The sequence below is a fragment of the Haemophilus sp. HN_Hi16 genome (assembly GCF_049823435.1).
GTDB lineage: Bacteria > Pseudomonadota > Gammaproteobacteria > Enterobacterales > Pasteurellaceae > Haemophilus > Haemophilus influenzae_D.
On sequence record NZ_CP187500.1, the window covers coordinates 1,935,610 to 1,952,268 of the forward strand.

Genomic DNA, 16,659 nt, shown 5'->3' on the forward strand with positions numbered 1-16,659 from the left:
AATAAAAAAGCCCTGTGAAACAGGGCATTCATTGGAGGTTAGAAAATTAAAAGATTATACGATCACGATTTTTCTCTAGTGTTGCTTTGCCAATTCCTTGTACTTCTAAAAGCTGTTCTACATTAGTAAAATTACCGTGTTTTTCACGATATTGCACAATAGCTTCCGCTTTTTTCGCACCAATGCCAGTTAGGGATTTTTGAATTTCACTGGCAGTTGCTATGTTAATATTCAATTTATCTCCCATCATAGCTGGTGCTACTTGTGAATCCGTTTGAGTGGTCACAACAGCTTGAGTTGTTTGCTCAACCACCTTGTTTTCAGCAAAAGTGGAACCAGCTGCAAGTGACCCACACAATACAACCGAAGTGAATAATGTTTTCATTAATTTCATAGAGGTTTCCTTATAATATGAATCGTTGATCAACAATCAACACACCTATTTTTTCCTGCCTTGCAAAAACCCTCAAGAAACTGACCGCACTTTTGCGATCTCGATCGCAAAAATTCTTAATTTGAATGAAAAAACAAAGGGCTTATCATTTACGACAAGCCCTTAATATTAATTAACTTCTTTTATTCTCAGCTCTTTTGGCACCTCAAAGAACATATTTTCTTCTAAACCTTGCAGCTCTTCTATAGTATCCGCACCAAACTCTTTTAAGCGGGAAATAATCGATTGAACTAATTCTTCGGGTGCAGACGCGCCAGCTGTAATCCCTATGGTTTTTACATCATTAAACCAATCATCTTGAATATCGGAAGGATCATCAAGAAGCTGTGATTTAATCCCCATTCGAGACGCCAATTCAGCTAAACGATTTGAATTTGATGAGTTTTTAGACCCCACAACCAACACTAAATCTGATAATTTAGCCAATTCTCGCACCGCTTCTTGACGATTGGTTGTCGCATAACAAATATCGTTTTTATGTGGCCCTTGAATAGCGGGATATTTTTCCTTTAATGCAGCAATAGTTTCTGCTGTATCATCTAGCGATAAAGTGGTTTGCGTCATAAAGGTTAAATCATCATTGTCTTGCATTGGCAAACGTGCAATATCTTCTACTTTTTCAATCAAGAAAATTCCGCCATCTTCATTACTATACTGCCCCATTGTGCCTTCAACTTCAGGGTGTCCTTTATGTCCAATCAAAATCGCTTTTGTTCCCTTTCGACTTGCACGAGCAACTTGCATATGCACTTTGGTCACCAAAGGACAGGTTGCATCAAATACTTTGAGATTGCGGTCTTTCGCTTCTTGTCGAACGGCTTGAGATACACCGTGCGCAGAAAAAATCACGATCGCACCATCAGGTACCTCGCTTAATTCTTCCACGAAGATCGCACCACGATCACGCAATCCGTTCACAACAAATCGGTTATGCACCACTTCATGACGAACATAAATCGGTGCGCCATGAATTTCTAAGGCGAGTTCAACAATACTAATAGCACGGTCTACACCGGCACAGAATCCTCGTGGATTGGCTAAAATTATCTTCATTTCTGACCGCACTTTTCTACTTGTTTATCTTGTACTTTTTTCTTTTCGCTCTTAAACGCATCCAATGCTAACAACCCTGCACCAATACAAATGGCAATATCGGCGATATTAAACACTGGATAATGATAAATATCCCAATAGAAATCAAAGAAATCCACGACGAAACCATTGTAAGCGCGATCTGCCATATTCGCTAATGCACCACCAATAATCAGTGCATAAGCAGAATTTTGGATTTTTTGTTCGGCATTATTTTTTGCTAAAAAATAAACCAACATGCCTGAAATAGCCAATGCCAACAAAATAAAGAAATATTGTTGCCAGCCACTATGATCTGCCAAGAAACTAAATGCTGCGCCATAATTGCGAACATAAGTCAGGTTAAAAACAGGCAGCACATTAACACTTTCATACAAATCAAATTTTTGTACCACAATGTATTTAGTGAGCAAATCAACCACAAAAGCGACCGCACTTAACCATAAAAACGAAAGCCCTGATTTTTTGGACATACTATTTCCCTTTTAAAAAAATTCCGCTCATTCTAGCACAAGCCGATAAATGATAAAGCACGATCTCATTTACTGAACGGCTTCTGGTAATTTTGCTGGATCATCAGCCAACTCTTTAACATTTACAACGTTATTCCAATCAAATACCTTAATTTCCTGTTTTTCAGGATGGAAGAAATCCACGCCTTGTAAATGTTTTTCCTTAATTCCCATCCAATCAGCAAAACCATAAACAAAATTAAATGCCGATTGTGGCATTTTTATTTTTTCTAGCTTTTTACTATCACTCGAAAACATAACGAAAGGAATTTCATAATTTTGTTTATAAAGATTATTTGGATGCAATGATAAACCTTCAGAATCCTCATAATGAGCAAGCCCATGATCAGAAAAGTAAATCACCGAATAGGGTTCATTTTGCGATACTAACTGCGAATTTAATTTTTCTAAAAACTGATCCGTATATTTAATCGATTCTAAATAACAAGACATAGATTGATTAATAAAATAATTTTTAACCTCGTACGGAAGACGCTCACAAAAGGCTGGATGTGAGCCCATTAAATGAATCACAATTAATTTTGGATTCGTAATATTTTCTTTTAAGGCTTTATCTAATACAGGCAACATTTCATCGTCATAAACTTTTTTAGAGTTATAACCTAACGGCTTCATAAAAATCGTTTCATCTGCACTTTGACCAATACGAGAGGCCATCGTATCAAATTCCCCAATTTTGCCTTGATTAGAAATCCAATAAGTTTTCACGCCCGCTTTTTTGGCTAAAGAAATAATATTATCCGTATAAACCGTTTCCCCTTTTTCTGCTCGATATAGGGTGTGTTGTAAAGACGGTTGCGTATTCGGTGCTGCAGAATAATAATTTTCAAAAACTGTGCCTTTCACACGCTCTAAAAATGGCGTAGTTTTCAGTGGAAAGCCATATAACGACATATAATCTTTTCGCATACTTTCACCAATAATTAAAATATAATTTTTATATTTTGGCGTAAAAGATTGAATATCCCATTGAGACGGCGCATTAACGGATTGATTTAGAAAATCTCGTTGTTCTAAATACAGATCATTCATTCGATCAAATTCAGAATAAAAAAGAACGGGATAAAAACGGAATTTATAGGCGTAGTTCCAATTAGAAAATTGATTATAAGAAAAAACTAATAATAGGCTGATAACAACCATATTTAGCCATTTAAATGCTTGTTGTTTAACATAAAAACTTAATTTCATTAAAGCAACAAATAAAATGATATAACTAACTTGAAATAAAAATATCCAAAAAGGAATGGTTGTGTAATATTCTAAGGTTTCATTAATATTCGTTTCATAAACAGAAGCGATAATCCCCAAAGATGGAATTCCATAGAAAAAACCAGCAGAGCAATAAAATAGCGCACTGAGGAATAATACAGTAATTAATATTCGCCCAAGCCAAGGGGTAAAATAAAAAGAAATCGCCGTGATAACAAATAAAATTGCGTAATCTGAAACGGGAATATTCTCACTTAATACATTGCCTAATCCCATATTGGTAAATATGGAAAAGAGAAACAATAAAAAATAAAACCATATTGTTTTGGAATGAATTATTTTTTTCCCGAACATCATTAACTTCCTTTTGCACAAAAGTAAAAAAGTGCGGTGAAATTTACCGCACTTTTGAGCAAAATTTATCTCAAATTATCATTTAACCTGTTATTGTTGCACTTCATCATCTTGATTGATGAAAGAGTCATTTACCTCAATTTTCGCTCTCTCACGTAATCCCTGTATTAACTGAAGTTGTAATTCAGATTGATGACTACGCAATAATTGCATACCAAATTGCGACAATTCTTTTTCACTTAAACTGCTTTGTTCAACCTTATTCAAGGCAACAACAACCACATCGCCATTTGAATTATGCACCACTTGATAAAGAGCTTCATTTGATTTTGGTTTAGCAATTGAAAATATACCATTTGTTAAAATAGGATCTTTATTTTCACTTAACGTAAAAGTCTGCTCACTTGAGAAATTAATGCCATCTATTTTTGATTCAGGGTTTTCACTTAATTTTTTCACTGCTTGTTGTGCTTTTTCATTAAGCACATTCTCAGCTTTCTGACGTTTTAAGAAAGTTTCAATATCTATTTTAGCCTCTTCTAAACTTTTTACGCCCTCTGCTTTGCGATCTAACACACGTACAATAATTGTGTGATAATCGCCTACATTAATTGGTTCAGAATTCATACCAACATTCGTAGTATCTGATTCAAATATTGTGTAAATAACATTAGGGAAATTTAATCCAGCTGGCACATTTTGACGAGAAAAATATCCGCTCTCTTGAACCTTAACACCTGCTGCTTGTGCTGCAGTATTAAGAGACTTACTGTCTTCAAAAGCCTTATCACTCGCTTGTTTTTCTAAAGAAAAATAACGACTCTCCATCAAAGATTTACGAACTAAATCTGCAATTTGAGCTTTCACATTCTCTAAACTTTGCGCTTTACGTTCTTGTACTAACACAATATGGTAATTGCCGTCCACATTGATTGGTTGGCTATATTGCCCTACCTGCAATGCAGCTGCGGCATCTTCAAAGGCTTTTGGTAATTCATTCGCATTTACCCAGCCTAAATCCCCGCCATTCTCGCCAGAAATTTTATCCAAAGATTTCGTTTTAGCGACATCAGCGAAATTTGCCCCTTTCTGTAATTCCTCATAAGCCACTTTCGCATCTTGTTCATTTGCAAATTGAATATGTGCTAAACGCTGAGTCATAAATTGTGCTTTATTATCTTGATAATATTGTGCAATTTCTATATCTGTAACTTGAAGATTTTTACTTATGTTATCTGCAGAAAGATCAATATACTGAACTTTAACCTGCTCTGGCTGAACAAAAGATTTTTGATTAGCTTCATAATAAGTTTTGATTTCATCATCAGATACTGATTGTTTTGCCATTTCATCTGCAAGAGATAAAGTTGCTAAACGAGCTAAACGCTTTTGAAAGAAAATTTCTGCACTATTTTTTACTTGAGCAGGAACAATAAATTCACTGTTAGCAACGCCATTTTGTATTTGTTCAAGAGGTAACGAAGCACGTAAAATTGAAGCGTAACCATCTGACGTTAAATGATTTTGTTGTAATATTCGTTGATAAACAGAATTATCAAATTTACCCTTTACTTGAAAATTAGGATCAGTCACGATTGCACGTTTAATCATTTCATCACTCACGCCTAATTTTAATTCTTTAACATATTGGCGAAGTAATTCTTGATCAATCATTAGATTAACGATGTTTTGACGAAGTGCGGTAACAAATTCAGGAGAATCGGACTGACCCATAAACGCCTCTCCCTCACGTTGTGCGCGTATTTCAAATTCTTGATTATAGCGATTTAAAAAATCTTGTTGAGAAATCACTTCGCCGTTCACTTTTGCCGCATAAGTATCATTTGAGCTAAAAAGATAGCCAGACATTCCACCAACTAAAAACGATACAGTAATCAAACCTAAGATAAATTTAGAAATCTTTGAGTTTGTTAAATTGTGCATTTTTTCAATTAACATTCTATAACCCTTGTTATAAATATAAAATTTTCCCGATTATAATCTAAACGTAAAAAATTAGCATCTTAAAAAGTGAAAACACCTAGTTCGTAAAGCAAGCTAATACTAATTTCTGTCAACAAGACCCTACCAAATATTGCCGCTTTTGATTTGAATTTTTGCCCAAGAAAATGACCGCACTTTATCCTTCCTATTTTCCAATGCAGAAAGAGCTAAAAATATTACCGAGTAAATCATCAGATGTGAATTGACCCGTAATTTCACTTAAATAGCTTTGAACTAAGCGTAATTCTTCCGCTAAAAGTTCTCCCGCGTGAAATTCAGTAAGTTGAACCAAACCGATTTGTAAATGCTCTGCGGCTTTCTCAAGTGCATCTAAATGACGACGACGAGCTAAAAATCCCCCTTCGATACCTGTTTGAAAACCCATTGCTTGTTTCAAATGCTCACGTAAAAGTTTTACACCATCATGCGTTTGAGCAGAAAGACTAATAATTTGATAACCACCCTGTTCGCTTTCACTTGCTTGTTCGCCATTTAAATCAATTTTGTTTCTAACAATAGTAACTGGCAAGGTTGAGGGTAATTTTGCTAAAAATTCTGACCGCACTTTGGTTAAATCTACACTTTCAGGATCGCTACTATCTAACATCAAAATAATACGATCGGCTTGCTCAATCTCTGTCCAAGCACGAGAAATCCCAATTCGCTCCACTTCATCGGTTGCATCTCGAAGACCTGCGGTATCAATAATATGCAATGGCATACCATCAATATGAATATGCTCACGCAATACATCACGGGTTGTACCTGCAATATCCGTAACGATAGCCGCTTCGCGACCAGCAAGTGCATTAAGCAAACTCGATTTGCCTGCATTCGGACGACCGGCAATCACGACTTTCATACCTTCACGTAAAATAGAACCTTGTTTAGCTTCAGAACGAACATTTTCTAGCTGATTAATAATACCACGTAAGTTTGCTTCAATTTTTCCATCCGCCAAGAAATCAATTTCCTCATCAGGAAAATCAATGCTTGCTTCCACATAAGTACGTAAATAAATCACAGAATCAACCAATTCATTTACTTTTTTAGAAAACTCGCCTTGTAAGGATTTCAATGCTGAGCGTGCCGCTTGTTCTGATGTTGCATCAATTAAATCTGCAATGGCCTCTGCTTGGGCAAGATCAAATTTATCATTCAAAAAAGCTTGTTCAGAAAACTCGCCTGGTCTCGCCAAACGGATTCCGTCAATTTGTAAAATACGTTTGAGTAATAAATCTAATACAACCTGCCCACCGTGACCTTGCAATTCCAATACATCTTCACCAGTAAATGAATTTGGCGATTTGAAATAAAGCGCAATCCCTTGATCTAAAATAGTGCCATCAGCATCTTTAAAAGGAAGATAATCTGCCATTCTTGGCTTAGGGCATTTACCTAATATAGCTTGAGCAACTTCTGTTGCTAAAGGTCCAGAGACTCTTAAAATCCCAATACCACCACGACCTGGCGCAGTAGCTTGAGCAACGATTGTTTCTTTCATATAAAACCTATTATTGTCTGGGGAAATATGATATTACCTAGGGTAAGTATACCCTAGGTTTATCCCAGTGCTACCCCTTTGGGGTAGAGCTTGACGTTCCCCAGAGGGGAACTATTATTACTATAATTAACCGTGGGTATACTTACCCACGGTTGATTGCCTAGGGTAGGTACACTACTACTTAGGGTAGGTATACCCTAGGTATACCCTAGGTTTATCCCAGTGCTACCCCTTTGGGGTAGAGCTTAATGTTCCCCAAAGGGCAACTATTATTACTATAATCAACCGTGGGTATACTTACCCACGGTTGATTGCCTAGGGTAGGTATACCCTAGGTTTATCCCAGTGCTACCCCTTTGGGTAGAGCTTGACGTTCCCCAGAGGGGAACTACTATTACTATAATTAACCGTGGGTATACTTACCCACGGTTGATTGCTTAGGGTAGGTACACTACTACCTAGGGTAGGTACACACTACCTAGGGTAGGTATACCCACGGCAGTAAAATAAAGAAAGGCACATTCTGTGCCTTTCTTTTTGCCTGTTCGTGACTATTTCTTACGAGAATGCAACCCTTTTTTCTCTAAACCACGATAAATTAATTGCTGTTGGGCGATTGTAATTAAGTTGGAAACTAACCAATACAACACTAAACCTGCAGGGAACCACAAGAAAAAGAACATAAAAACTAATGGCATAAAATTCATTACTTTTTGTTGTGTTGGGTCAGTTACTGGTGTTGGAGACATTTTTTGCAACAAGAACATTGAGATACCCATTAAAATAGGGAAAATGTAATAAGGATCTTGTGCCGATAAGTCTTGGATCCAACCAAAGAATGGTGCATGACGTAATTCAACGGCTTCTAAGAACGTCCAGTATAATGCGATGAAAATTGGCATTTGAAGAAGAATTGGCAAACAACCACCAAGTGGATTTACTTTTTCCTCTTTATAAAGCTTCATCATTTCTTGGCTCATACGTTGGCGATCATCTCCAAAACGCTCACGCATTTCTTGAATTTTCGGTTGCAACATACGCATTTTAGCCATTGAAGTATATTGTGCTTTCGTAAGAGGATACAAAATTGCTTTCACTACAATTGTTACACAGATAATCGCTAAACCCCAGTTAGACACAATCCCTTGAATAAAGGTTAATAACCAGAATAACGGTTTAGCAATAAACCAAGCCCAACCATAATCAACAGTTAAATCTAAATTATTTGCGACAGTTGCCATTTGATTTTGAAGTTTAGGACCAGTCCACAATGAACTTGTAATCGTCTCTTGGCTACCAGCAGGAATAGTGACAACAGGACCACGATAACCAATTGATGCAACATTATTTTTACTATCTGTAATTGTGTAAAGTTGATTATTTACATCTTGATTTGGGATCCACGCAGAAACGAAATAATGTTGTAACACTGCAACCCAACCAGCTTTAGTATCAATAGAAAGATTATTATCTTGCATATCAGCAAAACTATATTTTTTATAGTTAGTTTCTGAAGAAGAATATGCACCGCCAGTATAAGTAGGCATTGCAACATTACCAGAGCTTTCAACAATAGAATGTTTCAATTGACCATAAGGCTCAACTTCAATGGCTTGACCACTTTGGTTATCAATCTTGTAATCTACGCCTAAATCGTAGCTACCACGTTTTAATACGAAGATTTTTTGATAAGTTACGCCATCTTTTTCAAAAAGAAGAGGTATAGAAAGAGATTCTTGACCCTCTGCTAATTTAAAATTATCGCCTTCAATTTGATATTGCGCACGACCAGAACGAGTATCAATACCGTTTTTACCAATTAAACCACTTTGCGCAATATAAATATGCTCTTTAGTATCTTTTAATAATTCAAACGGTGTTTTTGAATCCAATTCTGCATCATATTTTAATAATTCAGAGCTAATTACATCGCCACCCAATGTATCAATTTTCAAACGGAACACATCGTTTTCAAGAGTAATAATACGACCACGAGTTTGAGAATCAGCTATGGCTTGTGAATTAGAAGGGGAACTTGCCGGAACGTCAGAAGTGGCAGTTATTGAAGTTGTTTGTTCAGTTTGCACAGGTGGATTTTTATCCAACTGCCATTGCTGATAAACAAGGAAAGAAATAAAAATCAGTGCAAGCACTAATAGGCTACGTCTTGAGTCCATTATTTTTTCTCATCATTATTATTGGTTTTTGGTGGAACAGGATCGAATCCACCTGCGTTTAAAGGATGGCATTTTAATACACGTTTCAGCGTAAGCCAACCACCTTTTAATAATCCGTGTGTTTTTAATGCTTCAATACCATAGCAAGAACAAGTAGGCACAAACCGACAACGAGCCCCAATAAACGGACTAATCATAATTTGATAAAGACGGATAATCTTAATTAAGATTTTTGTGCCAAACGAATGTGTCTCTGCCATAATTTTTCGAGTATTTGTGCAAATGTATTATTGTCGAGTTTTCCAATACCATTTTTAGCTACAAAAACAAAATCATAAGCAGGCAAACGATGCTGTGATAAACGAAAACTTTCTCGTACTAAGCGTTTAATTCGATTACGCTCGTGGGCGCGTTTTAAATGTTTTTTAGCAACGGTCAAACCTAAACGCGGATGTTCAAGATTATTTTTTCTAGCAAGGATTGTAATTTCGGGAGTACTAGCTCTGAATGGCTGTTCGAAAACATTTTTGAATTGAATGGGAGTTAATAAACGTAACTCCCTTGAAAAGTTTAGCTTAACCACTAAGAATTGTGATTATGCAGATAAACTTTTACGACCTTTAGCACGGCGACGCGCTAAAACTTGACGGCCATTTTTAGTTGCCATACGAGCACGGAAACCGTGAGTACGACTACGTTTTAATACAGAAGGTTGAAATGTACGTTTCATTTTAATTTACCTAAATACAATTAAGAGTGAATAAAATAGAGCGCAATTCTAGTCATAAAATGCGCGTTCGTCAAATAAGAAACGGAAATTTTTTAAAAAATTTCAAACTAATATTAAAAATATAGTGTATGCACATTTGATAATGTTAGAGATAACTCAATAGGTTAGTTTACAACCTTAAAATATTTTTCCAATTTCGAGATAAATTCTATTTTTATCATAACGATAAAAAGCATGATTACTAGTGGATTTTTGATAATCCCACGATAATTTGGGTGTTAGCCCCATAAAATGTATATTTCGATGCCATAAAGTAATTGTGGTTGTGTATTCACGATTTTTTTGCTGTATCCCAATCAAATCTTTCTCTCTATATACTCGATTGGCATAACTAAAAGTAAGACGTGATGAAATACCATAAGACCAATCCTGCCCCCAACCAAGTCTCAATGTCTTTTGTTGATAAGCATTATCTAATGCTTGTGTATTTTCTCTATGAAAATCCATGCCAGCAAACCAAAATTGGGTGCTTTTAGGTAAATAAAATAGTGTTGATGAAATGAAATAATAATTACCATCTAAATGTTTTCGGATTTTATAACGAGATTTTCCATACTCAAGTGCGGTAGAAATTTGCCAAGTTTTACTTAGCCAATCTACCATTTCTAAACGAATACCCAATTTATCCGCATATTGCTTCATTGTATTCGTTCCAGAGCTACCGCCTGCATACCAACGCTTTTCTTGAAAAGGAAACAACGAGACTTCAACTGAGGCGGTTTGATAACCTAAACCACCACCTATACGCAAAGTAGCCTCATTGTATTTTTTATTATCCCAATAATATTTTCCATTTCCATTAAACATAGTTTTACTAAAAAAATGATCTGCCCATGGCCATTTTTTTTCTACCGATAAAGAATACCCTACCCCCTTCCCACTTTCTTTTTCCCAAGCGGTCCAATTACCAATTTTTGTGCCACTTTTTGGAGCGTTATTCAAATTATCATCATTTAAAAAATTTAATCCTACTTGCCATATCCATTGATTCCGCTGATTTAGTGTTAAAAGATACTGATCAATAACACCTAAAAATTTTTCATCATCTACCTCTGTACGTAATTTTTCAAATTGAATTTTGGCAGCTTCATTTTCATAGTTAAAAAATAGAGCTTGAGCTAATTGATAACGTAAAGGTAGTAAAGATGCGTTTCGAGCGAATAATTCACGATAATAAGCAATAGATTGAGTTAAATCACCTTGTTCACGAGCTTCAATAGCCTTTGCCCAAGTTAGCAAGAAATTATCTTGTTGAGGAAATTGTTTATATAGTGGTAATAACAGTTGAACTGCCTGAGTGTTATTTTGATATAAAGCAGGAATTAACCCACGCAAAACAAGTCTTGGATGTTGTGCTAATTGGCTTTTGGAAAGAGAAATAATATGCCTATTTGGTATTTCTTTCTTAGGCATAGAAGAAAAAGAGGAGGTTTTTAATTCCGCACTTTGAATCGTATTTGTCAATGTATCATTTTTAGGACGTGCAACATCTGCCCAAGCTACATTCGTTAATGATAAGCCTATTAATGATAAGCCTATTAATGATAAGAAAGAAATTTGTTTTACGCCATTTTTCATATTTTATCCATGAACTTAAAAAACTCTGACTTGACATTATTAAAAAAAAAGATCGATAATGCAAATTATTATCAATTTTGTATAGGTATATAATTCTATGAAATCTGTTTCTCTTATCTCTGGTGGACTTTCCCTTTTATTAAGTGCTTGTAGCGGGGGAGGTGGTTCTTTTGATGTAGATGACGTCTCTAATCCCTCCTCTTCTAAACCACGTTATCAAGACGATACTTCAAGTTCAAGAACAAAATCTAAATTGGAAAATTTGTCCATTCCTTCTTTAGGAGGAGGAATGAAGTTAGTGGCTCAGAATATTCTTGGTAAGAGAGAACCTAGTCCCTTAAATGAAGATGGCTATATGATATTTTCCTCACTTTCAACGATTAAAGAGGATGTTGAAAAAGTTAAAAAAGAACAGAACATATATAAAAATCCAATTGGGCGGATTGATGAACCTAATGAAGAATCACAAGATTCTAATTCACAAAAATACGTTTATTCTGGGTTGTATTATATCGATAGTTGGCGTGATTTTTCGAAAAAAGAAGAGCAAAAAGCTTATATTGGCTATTATGGTTATGCGTTTTATTATGGTAATAAGACTGCAACAAAATTGCCAGTAGACGGTGTAGCAACGTATAAAGGAACTTGGAGCTTCATCACTGCAACTAAAAATGGCACAAAGTATTCTTTGTTCAGTAATTCTATCGGTCAAGCTTATTCCAGACGCAGCGCTATTTCAGAAGATATCTATAATTTAGAAAACGGTGACATGGGCTTAACAAGTGAATTTAGTGTAGATTTTGGTAAGAAAGAGCTCACTGGAGAACTTTATTATAATGAAAGGGAAACAGCGCTTAATAAATCAGAAAATAGAAAACATACACTCTACGATCTAAAAGCTAAAGTGTATAGCAACCGATTCAGAGGTAAAGTAAAGCCAACCGAAAAAGATTCTATAGATCATCCCTTTACCAGCGAGGGAACATTAGAAGGTGGTTTTTATGGGCCTAATGCTGAAGAACTAGGGGGTAAATTTTTAGCTGATGATAACCGAGTTTTTGGGGTATTTAGTGCTAAAGAAACGCCAGAAAACTCAAAATTACGCAGAGAAACCTTAATTGATGGCAAGCTAATTACTTTTAAAAGAACTGATGCCACAACCAATGCAACAGCCAATACAACAGCCAATACAAAAACCAATGCAATAACCGATGCAGAAAACTTTAAGACGAAAGATATACCAAGTTTTGGTGAAGCTGATTACCTTTTAATTGACAATCAGCCTATTCCTCTTTTACCTGAAACTGAAAATAGTGGTGATTTCATAAGTAGTAGGCACCATACTGTAGGAAATAAACGCTATAAAGTGGAAGCATGTTGCAGTAATCTAAGCTATGTAAAATTTGGTATGTATTATGAAGACCCACTTAAAGAAGAAGAAAAAGACAAAGAAAAAAACAAAGAAAAAGAAGAAGACAAAGAAAAACAAACGGCGGCAACGACCAACACTTATTATCAATTCTTATTAGGTCAGCGTACTGTCAGCTCAGAAATTCCTGCAACGGGAAACGTGAAATATCATGGTAGTTGGTTTGGTTATCTGGGCGATGGTTCAACATCTTACTCCGCTACAGATAAAAATGCTGTCGCCGAGTTTAATGTTGATTTTGCCAATAAAAAGCTAACAGGCCAATTAAAACGACACGATACTGGAAATACCGTATTTAGTATTGATGCAACCTTTCAAAATGGTAAGAATGACTTTGAAGGCACTGCCCACGCAGACAATGTAGCGATTGATAGCCAAAGTACACAAGGCACATCTAAAGTCAATTTCAAGACAACAGTAAACGGGGCATTTTATGGACCTAATGCTTCTGAATTAGGAGGATACTTCACTTATAACGGAAAAAATCCTACAGATAAAAATTCCTCAGCCGTATCTTCATCATCCAATTCAGAAAATGCAAGAGCCGCAGTTGTGTTTGGCGCTAAAAAACAAGTAGAAACAACCAAATAATGGAATACTAAAAATGACTAAAAAATCCTATTTTCGCCTAAGTATTATTTCTTGTCTTTTAATTTCACACTATGTAAAAGCAGAAACTCAAAGTATAAAAGATACAAAAGAAGCTATATCATCTGAAGTGGGCACTCAAAGTACAGAAGATTCAGAATTAGAAACTATCTCAGTCACTGCAGAAAAAATAAGAGATCGTAAAGATAATGAAGTAACTGGACTTGGCAAAATTATCAAAACTAGTGAAAGTATCAGCCGAGAACAAGTATTAAATATTCGTGATCTAACACGCTATGATCCAGGGATTTCAGTTGTAGAACAAGGTCGCGGTGCAAGTTCTGGATATTCTATTCGTGGTATGGACAGAAATAGAGTTGCTTTATTAGTAGATGGTTTACCTCAAACGCAATCTTATGTAGTGCAAAGCCCTTTAGTTGCTCGTTCAGGATATTCTGGCACTGGTGCAATTAATGAAATTGAATATGAAAATGTAAAAGCCGTCGAAATAAGCAAGGGGGGGAGTTCTTCTGAGTATGGTAATGGAGCACTAGCTGGTTCTGTAACGTTTCAAAGCAAATCAGCAGCCGATATCTTAGAAGGAGACAAATCATGGGGAATTCAAACTAAAAATGCTTATTCAAGCAAAAATAAAGGCTTTACCCATTCTTTAGCTGTAGCAGGAAAACAAGGGGGATTTGAAGGGCTAGCCATTTACACTCAACGAAATTCGGAGGAAACCCAAGTCCATAAAGATGCATTAAAAGGCGTGCAAAGTTATGAGCGATTCATCGCCAAAACAGATAATAAAACTAATGCACACTTTGTGATACAAGATGAGTGTCCAAATGGTGATTATGACAAGTGTAAAACTTCACCCAAACCACCTGCGATTTTATCCACCCAAAAAGAAACCGTAAGCGTTTCAGATTATACAGGGGCTAACCGTATCAAACCTAATCCAATGAAATATGAAAGCCAGTCTTGGTTTTTAAGAGGAGGTTATCATTTTTCTGAACAACACTATATTGGTGGTATTTTTGAATTAACACAACAAAAATTTGATATCCGTGATATGACATTTCCCGCTTATTTAAGATCAACAGAAGACAAGGATTTAAGCAGTCGTTCTTTTTATCCAATGCAAGATCATGGTGCATATCAACATATTTATGATGGCCGAGGCGTTAAATATGCAAGTGGGCTTTATTTCGATGAACACCATAGAAAACAGCGTGTAGGTATTGAATATATTTACGAAAATAAGAACAAAGCTGGAATCATTGACAAAGCAGTGTTAAGTGCTAATCAACAAAACATCATACTTGACAGTTATATGCAACATACGCATTGCAGTCTTTATCCTAATCCAAGTAAAAATTGTCGCCCAACACTTGATAAACCTTATTCATACTATCATTCTGATAGAAATGTTTATAAAGAAAAACATAACATGTTGCAATTGAATTTAGAGAAAAAAATTCAACAAAATTGGCTTACTCATCAAATTGTCTTCAATCTTGGTTTTGATGACTTTACTTCAGCGCTTCAGCATAAAGATTATTTAACTCGACGTGTTATCGCTACGGCAAATAGTATTTCAGAGAAAAATAAAACAAGAAATGGTTACGAATCAACCCCTTACTTATACCCGAAACCAAAAGCAGAGTTGGTAGGAGGAGATCTTTGTAATTATAAAGGTAGCTCCTCTAATTACAGAGACTGTAAAGTGCGGTTAATTAAAGGCAAAAATTATTATTTCGCAGCACGCAATAATATGGCATTAGGGAAATACGTTGATTTAGGAGTAGGTATTCGGTATGACGTATCTCGTACAAAAGCTAATGAATCAACTATTAGTGTTGGTAAATTTAAAAATTTCTCTTGGAATACTGGTATTGTCATAAAACCAACGGAATGGCTTGATCTTTCTTATCGCCTTTCTACTGGATTTAGAAATCCTAGTTTTGCTGAAATGTATGGATGGCGGTATGGTGGCAATAATACCGATGTTTATGTAGGTAAATTTAAGCCTGAAACATCTCGTAACCAAGAGTTTGGTCTCGCTCTAAAAGGGGATTTTGGTAATATTGAGATCAGTCATTTTAGTAATGCTTATCGAAATCTTATCGCCTTTGCTGAAGAACTTAGTAAAAATGGAACTACTGGAAAGGGCAATTATGGATATCATAATGCACAAAATGCAAAATTAGTTGGCGTAAATATAACTGCGCAATTAGATTTTAATGGTTTATGGAAACGTATTCCCTACGGTTGGTATGCAACATTTGCTTATAACCGAGTAAAAGTTAAAGATCAAAAAATCAATGCTGGTTTAGCCTCCGTAAGCAGTTATTTATTTGATGCCATTCAGCCCAGCCGTTATATCATTGGTTTAGGCTATGATCATCCAAGTAATACTTGGGGAATTAATACAATGTTTACTCAATCAAAAGCAAAATCTCAAAATGAATTGCTAGGACAACGTGCATTGGGTAGCACTTCAAGGAATGTAAAATCAACAAGAAAACTTACTCGGGCATGGCATATCTTAGATGTATCGGGTTATTACATGGTGAATAGAAGTATTTTGTTCCGATTAGGAGTATATAATTTATTAAACTATCGCTATGTCACTTGGGAAGCGGTGCGTCAAACAGCACAAGGAGCGGTCAATCAACATCAAAATGTTGGTAACTATACTCGCTACGCAGCATCAGGACGAAACTATACCTTAACATTAGAAATGAAATTCTAAATTAAAATGCGCCAGACAGGTTAAGCACGCTATCTATATCGCACTGGCGCATTTCTTTTCAGTTCTATAATCTTATGAAATGAAAACTCAACACTAGATTTTTTAGAAGATCTTTTCACACATTTATTGTAAAATCTCCGACAATTTTGACCGCACTTTTATAATAAAAACAACAAGGATCCTTTT

The 16,659-nt window shown here is 35.7% G+C and carries 13 protein-coding genes; 2 read left to right on the forward strand and 11 right to left on the reverse strand.

Annotated elements, in window-relative coordinates:
- Positions 1 to 46: 46 nt before the first annotated feature.
- The 11 genes from ACPT9C_RS09605 to ACPT9C_RS09655 all read right to left on the reverse strand — a co-directional run bounded on the left by ACPT9C_RS09605 (position 47) and on the right by ACPT9C_RS09655 (position 11,698).
- A complete protein-coding gene (locus ACPT9C_RS09605) occupies positions 47 to 394 on the reverse strand; it encodes a helix-hairpin-helix domain-containing protein (protein ID WP_050948644.1) in 348 nt (115 codons plus the stop codon).
- A 168-nt stretch (positions 395 to 562) separates the two neighbouring features.
- Positions 563 to 1,507 carry a 4-hydroxy-3-methylbut-2-enyl diphosphate reductase gene (ispH, locus tag ACPT9C_RS09610; RefSeq protein ID WP_005659294.1) on the reverse strand — a complete coding sequence of 315 codons (945 nt, stop codon included), beginning with the start codon at positions 1,505 to 1,507 and terminating at the stop codon, positions 563 to 565.
- Positions 1,504 to 2,019 carry a signal peptidase II gene (gene lspA / locus ACPT9C_RS09615; protein WP_050948645.1) on the reverse strand — a complete coding sequence of 172 codons (516 nt, stop codon included), beginning with the start codon at positions 2,017 to 2,019 and terminating at the stop codon, positions 1,504 to 1,506. Before lspA ends, ispH begins: the two co-directional genes overlap by 4 nt.
- A gap of 69 nt (positions 2,020 to 2,088) precedes the next feature.
- Positions 2,089 to 3,648, reverse strand: a complete 1,560-nt coding sequence (locus ACPT9C_RS09620) for a phosphoethanolamine transferase (protein WP_050948646.1) — start codon at positions 3,646 to 3,648, stop codon at positions 2,089 to 2,091.
- Positions 3,649 to 3,735: 87 nt separating this feature from the next.
- Positions 3,736 to 5,604, reverse strand: a complete 1,869-nt coding sequence (locus tag ACPT9C_RS09625; RefSeq protein WP_050948647.1) for a SurA N-terminal domain-containing protein — start codon at positions 5,602 to 5,604, stop codon at positions 3,736 to 3,738.
- A gap of 190 nt (positions 5,605 to 5,794) precedes the next feature.
- Positions 5,795 to 7,153 (reverse strand): tRNA uridine-5-carboxymethylaminomethyl(34) synthesis GTPase MnmE, encoded by a 1,359-nt coding sequence (gene mnmE, locus ACPT9C_RS09630; RefSeq protein WP_050948648.1) that lies wholly within the window; start codon positions 7,151 to 7,153, stop codon positions 5,795 to 5,797.
- Between the two features lie 551 nt (positions 7,154 to 7,704).
- Positions 7,705 to 9,330: a membrane protein insertase YidC gene (gene yidC, locus ACPT9C_RS09635; RefSeq protein ID WP_050948649.1), complete on the reverse strand. Its 1,626-nt coding sequence runs from the start codon at positions 9,328 to 9,330 to the stop codon at positions 7,705 to 7,707.
- The gene (gene yidD, locus ACPT9C_RS09640) at positions 9,330 to 9,590 is read right to left on the reverse strand and encodes a membrane protein insertion efficiency factor YidD (protein WP_005659282.1); all 261 of its coding nucleotides are present in this window, start codon (positions 9,588 to 9,590) and stop codon (positions 9,330 to 9,332) included. The genes yidC and yidD overlap by 1 nt, the downstream gene beginning before the upstream one ends.
- Positions 9,554 to 9,913 (reverse strand): ribonuclease P protein component, encoded by a 360-nt coding sequence (rnpA, locus tag ACPT9C_RS09645; RefSeq protein ID WP_005647913.1) that lies wholly within the window; start codon positions 9,911 to 9,913, stop codon positions 9,554 to 9,556. The genes yidD and rnpA overlap by 37 nt, the downstream gene beginning before the upstream one ends.
- Positions 9,914 to 9,925: 12 nt before the next feature.
- The gene (gene rpmH / locus ACPT9C_RS09650) at positions 9,926 to 10,060 is read right to left on the reverse strand and encodes a 50S ribosomal protein L34 (RefSeq protein WP_005539760.1); all 135 of its coding nucleotides are present in this window, start codon (positions 10,058 to 10,060) and stop codon (positions 9,926 to 9,928) included.
- Positions 10,061 to 10,237: 177 nt separating this feature from the next.
- The gene (locus tag ACPT9C_RS09655; protein WP_050948650.1) at positions 10,238 to 11,698 is read right to left on the reverse strand and encodes a surface lipoprotein assembly modifier; all 1,461 of its coding nucleotides are present in this window, start codon (positions 11,696 to 11,698) and stop codon (positions 10,238 to 10,240) included.
- A 97-nt stretch (positions 11,699 to 11,795) separates the two neighbouring features.
- Between ACPT9C_RS09655 and ACPT9C_RS09660 the strand changes: the two genes are divergently transcribed.
- On the forward strand, positions 11,796 to 13,718 hold the full coding sequence (locus ACPT9C_RS09660) for a transferrin-binding protein-like solute binding protein (RefSeq protein WP_050948651.1): 1,923 nt from the start codon (positions 11,796 to 11,798) through the stop codon (positions 13,716 to 13,718).
- Positions 13,719 to 13,731: 13 nt separating this feature from the next.
- Entirely contained in the window at positions 13,732 to 16,473 is a 2,742-nt protein-coding gene (locus ACPT9C_RS09665) for a lactoferrin/transferrin family TonB-dependent receptor (protein WP_050948652.1), read from the forward strand.
- The last annotated feature ends 186 nt before the right edge of the window (positions 16,474 to 16,659 follow it).

Excerpts from the sequence above, each read along its gene's own strand:
- ACPT9C_RS09605 (WP_050948644.1), bottom strand. The coding sequence starts at position 394 with ATGAAATTAATGAAAACATTATTCACTTCGGTTGTATTGTGTGGGTCA.
- ispH (WP_005659294.1), bottom strand. The coding sequence starts at position 1,507 with ATGAAGATAATTTTAGCCAATCCACGAGGATTCTGTGCCGGTGTAGAC.
- lspA (WP_050948645.1), bottom strand. The coding sequence starts at position 2,019 with ATGTCCAAAAAATCAGGGCTTTCGTTTTTATGGTTAAGTGCGGTCGCT.
- ACPT9C_RS09620 (WP_050948646.1), bottom strand. The coding sequence starts at position 3,648 with ATGATGTTCGGGAAAAAAATAATTCATTCCAAAACAATATGGTTTTAT.
- ACPT9C_RS09625 (WP_050948647.1), bottom strand. The coding sequence starts at position 5,604 with ATGTTAATTGAAAAAATGCACAATTTAACAAACTCAAAGATTTCTAAA.
- mnmE (WP_050948648.1), bottom strand. The coding sequence starts at position 7,153 with ATGAAAGAAACAATCGTTGCTCAAGCTACTGCGCCAGGTCGTGGTGGT.
- yidC (WP_050948649.1), bottom strand. The coding sequence starts at position 9,330 with ATGGACTCAAGACGTAGCCTATTAGTGCTTGCACTGATTTTTATTTCT.
- yidD (WP_005659282.1), bottom strand. The coding sequence starts at position 9,590 with ATGGCAGAGACACATTCGTTTGGCACAAAAATCTTAATTAAGATTATC.
- rpmH (WP_005539760.1), bottom strand. The coding sequence starts at position 10,060 with ATGAAACGTACATTTCAACCTTCTGTATTAAAACGTAGTCGTACTCAC.
- ACPT9C_RS09655 (WP_050948650.1), bottom strand. The coding sequence starts at position 11,698 with ATGAAAAATGGCGTAAAACAAATTTCTTTCTTATCATTAATAGGCTTA.
- ACPT9C_RS09660 (WP_050948651.1), top strand. The coding sequence starts at position 11,796 with ATGAAATCTGTTTCTCTTATCTCTGGTGGACTTTCCCTTTTATTAAGT.
- ACPT9C_RS09665 (WP_050948652.1), top strand. The coding sequence starts at position 13,732 with ATGACTAAAAAATCCTATTTTCGCCTAAGTATTATTTCTTGTCTTTTA.